This is a genomic window from Mycobacterium sp. PO1 (genome assembly GCF_017312405.1).
Taxonomy (GTDB): Bacteria; Actinomycetota; Actinomycetes; order Mycobacteriales; family Mycobacteriaceae; genus Mycobacterium.
The window spans coordinates 1-2,252 of sequence record NZ_BLTG01000135.1; the positions used below are offsets into that span (position 1 = coordinate 1).

Genomic DNA, 2,252 nt, shown 5'->3' on the forward strand with positions numbered 1-2,252 from the left:
CGGCAACGGCAACACCGCCAGCGCCACCAGCCACACCGCGACCTGCGCACGCCACACCTTGTTCGCCAGCAGGAACGCCGCCACCACCAGGAACGCCAGCTGGGCCACGCGGGGTCGGCGCGGCGCGGTCAGCGCGAGATAACCGATCACGATGCAGCAGGCCGCGAACAGCGCCGCGCTGACCGCGCCGCGCCGACCCCGCGTGGCCCAGCTGGCGTTCCTGGTGGTGGCGGCGTTCCTGCTGACGAACAAGGTGTGGAGTCCGCAGTTCTCGCTGTGGCTGGTGCCGCTGGCGGTGTTGGCGTTGCCGCACCGGCGCCTGCTGCTGGCCTGGATGACGATCGACATGCTGGTGTGGGTGCCGCGGATGTTGTTCTTGTTCGGCGAACAGAACATGGGGCTGCCCGAGCAGGCGTTCACCGCGACGGTGCTGCTGCGCGACATCGCGGTGATCGGGTTGTGCGCGTTGGTGATCCGGCAGATCTACCGGCCCGAGCAGGATCTGGTGCGCGCCGGCGGGGCGGTCGACGACCCGGNNCGGCCCCGCCCGGGCGTGGCGGCGACGCGGGAGCCGGTCATGGCGAATTCGGCGCGCTGAGGCACCCCAGCGGTGTCCAACCGCGCCAGATTCGTACGTGATTTCGCAGATCAGCGCCCGTTCCTGTAACCTGGCCCGGTTGCCGACGCAGGCGACCCTCCTGCCACGGACACGCCGTGGCCGCAACGACCATAGGAGGTGATGGGTTAGTTATGCGTCCATACGAAATCATGGTCATCCTCGACCCCACTCTCGACGAGCGCACCGTAGCTCCGTCGCTGGAGACGTTCCTCAACGTGATCCGCAAGGATGGCGGAAGTGTCGACAAGGTCGACATCTGGGGACGCCGGCGGCTGGCCTACGAGATCGCCAAGCACGCCGAGGGCATCTACGCCGTGGTCGACGTCAAGGCCGAGCCGGCGACGGTCTCCGAGCTGGACCGTCAGCTGAACCTGAACGAGTCCGTGCTGCGCACCAAGGTGATGCGGACCGACAAGCACTAAAGGGTGCCGCTCGTCGGAACCGCTGCGTAGGCTCGCGCCCAACACGCCGACCACCACCTTCAGGAGGAACCCGTGGCTGCTGGTGACACCACCATCACTGTCGTAGGAAACCTGACCGCCGACCCCGAACTGAGGTTCACCCCGTCGGGAGCGGCGGTGGCCAACTTCACCGTCGCCTCGACGCCGCGTATCTACGACCGCCAGAGCGGGGAGTGGAAGGACGGCGAGGCGCTGTTCCTGCGGTGCAACATCTGGCGTGAGGCCGCCGAGAACGTGGCCGAGAGCCTGACCCGCGGATCGCGCGTCATCGTCCAGGGCCGGCTCAAGCAGCGCTCCTTCGAGACCCGCGAGGGCGAGAAGCGCACCGTGGTCGAGGTCGAGGTCGACGAGATCGGACCATCGCTGCGCTACGCGACCGCCAAGGTCAACAAGGCCAGCCGCAGCGGCGGTGGTGGCGGCGGATTCGGTGGCGGTGGCGGCGGCGGTTCCCGCCCGGCGGCTGCCAACAGCGCACCGGCCGAGGATCCCTGGGGCAGTGCGCCCGCATCGGGCTCCTTCGGTGGCGCCGACGACGAACCACCGTTCTGACACAACGATATTCATTGATTTTCTTGAGGAAGAGATAGACACATGGCGAAATCGACAAAGCGCCGTCCGGCTCCGGAGAAGCCGGTCAAGACCCGCAAGTGCGTGTTCTGCTCGAAGAAGGGCAAGAACATGGACATCGACTACAAGGACACCGCGCTGCTGCGCACCTACATCAGCGAGCGCGGCAAGATCCGTGCCCGCCGGGTGACCGGTAACTGCGTTCAGCACCAGCGCGACGTCGCGATCGCGGTGAAGAACGCCCGCGAGGTCGCGTTGCTGCCGTTCAGCTCGTCGGCTCGGTAAACGGCGAGAAGAAGACAGGACGAAGAGATGAAACTGATTCTGACTGCTGAGGTCGAGCACCTCGGCTTGCCCGGTGACACCGTCGAGGTCAAGGACGGCTACGGCCGCAACTATCTGCTGCCCCGCGGGCTGGCCATCGTGGCGACCCGTGGCGCCCAGCGCCAGGCCGAGACCATCCGGCGCACCCAGGAGCTCAAGGGGGTCAAGAACCTCGAGCACGCCAATGAGCTGAAGACGGCGATCGAGAATCTTGGCGCCGTGCAGCTGTCGGTGAAGACCGCCGGCGACTCGGGCAAGCTGTTCGGCTCGGTCACCGCGGC

General features: G+C 67.1%; 4 protein-coding genes and 2 pseudogenes. 5 read left to right on the forward strand and 1 reads right to left on the reverse strand.

The window, feature by feature from the left end:
* Positions 1-183, reverse strand: a pseudogene (locus J3476_RS28125) (hypothetical protein); the annotation flags it as partial.
* On the opposite strand from J3476_RS28125, the pseudogene J3476_RS27405 reads away from it, so the two are divergent.
* The 5 genes and pseudogenes from J3476_RS27405 to rplI all read left to right on the forward strand — a co-directional run.
* Positions 176-535, forward strand: a pseudogene (locus J3476_RS27405) (hypothetical protein); the annotation flags it as partial. The pseudogenes J3476_RS28125 and J3476_RS27405 overlap by 8 nt on opposite strands.
* A gap of 215 nt (positions 536-750) precedes the next feature.
* A complete protein-coding gene (gene rpsF, locus J3476_RS27410) occupies positions 751-1,041 on the forward strand; it encodes a 30S ribosomal protein S6 (RefSeq protein WP_018603055.1) in 291 nt (96 codons plus the stop codon).
* 72 nt (positions 1,042-1,113) lie between these two features.
* The gene (locus J3476_RS27415) at positions 1,114-1,629 is read left to right on the forward strand and encodes a single-stranded DNA-binding protein (protein WP_207069410.1); all 516 of its coding nucleotides are present in this window, start codon (positions 1,114-1,116) and stop codon (positions 1,627-1,629) included.
* Between the two features lie 42 nt (positions 1,630-1,671).
* A complete protein-coding gene (gene rpsR, locus J3476_RS27420; protein ID WP_152519387.1) occupies positions 1,672-1,932 on the forward strand; it encodes a 30S ribosomal protein S18 in 261 nt (86 codons plus the stop codon).
* 27 nt (positions 1,933-1,959) lie between these two features.
* Positions 1,960-2,252: 50S ribosomal protein L9 (rplI, locus tag J3476_RS27425; RefSeq protein WP_207069411.1), on the forward strand; the 293-nt coding region annotated here is incomplete at its 3' end.

Bases quoted from the DNA above. Each gene is read 5' to 3' on its own strand.
- rpsR (WP_152519387.1), top strand. From the start codon at position 1,672: ATGGCGAAATCGACAAAGCGCCGTCCGGCTCCGGAGAAGCCGGTCAAG.
- rpsF (WP_018603055.1), top strand. From the start codon at position 751: ATGCGTCCATACGAAATCATGGTCATCCTCGACCCCACTCTCGACGAG.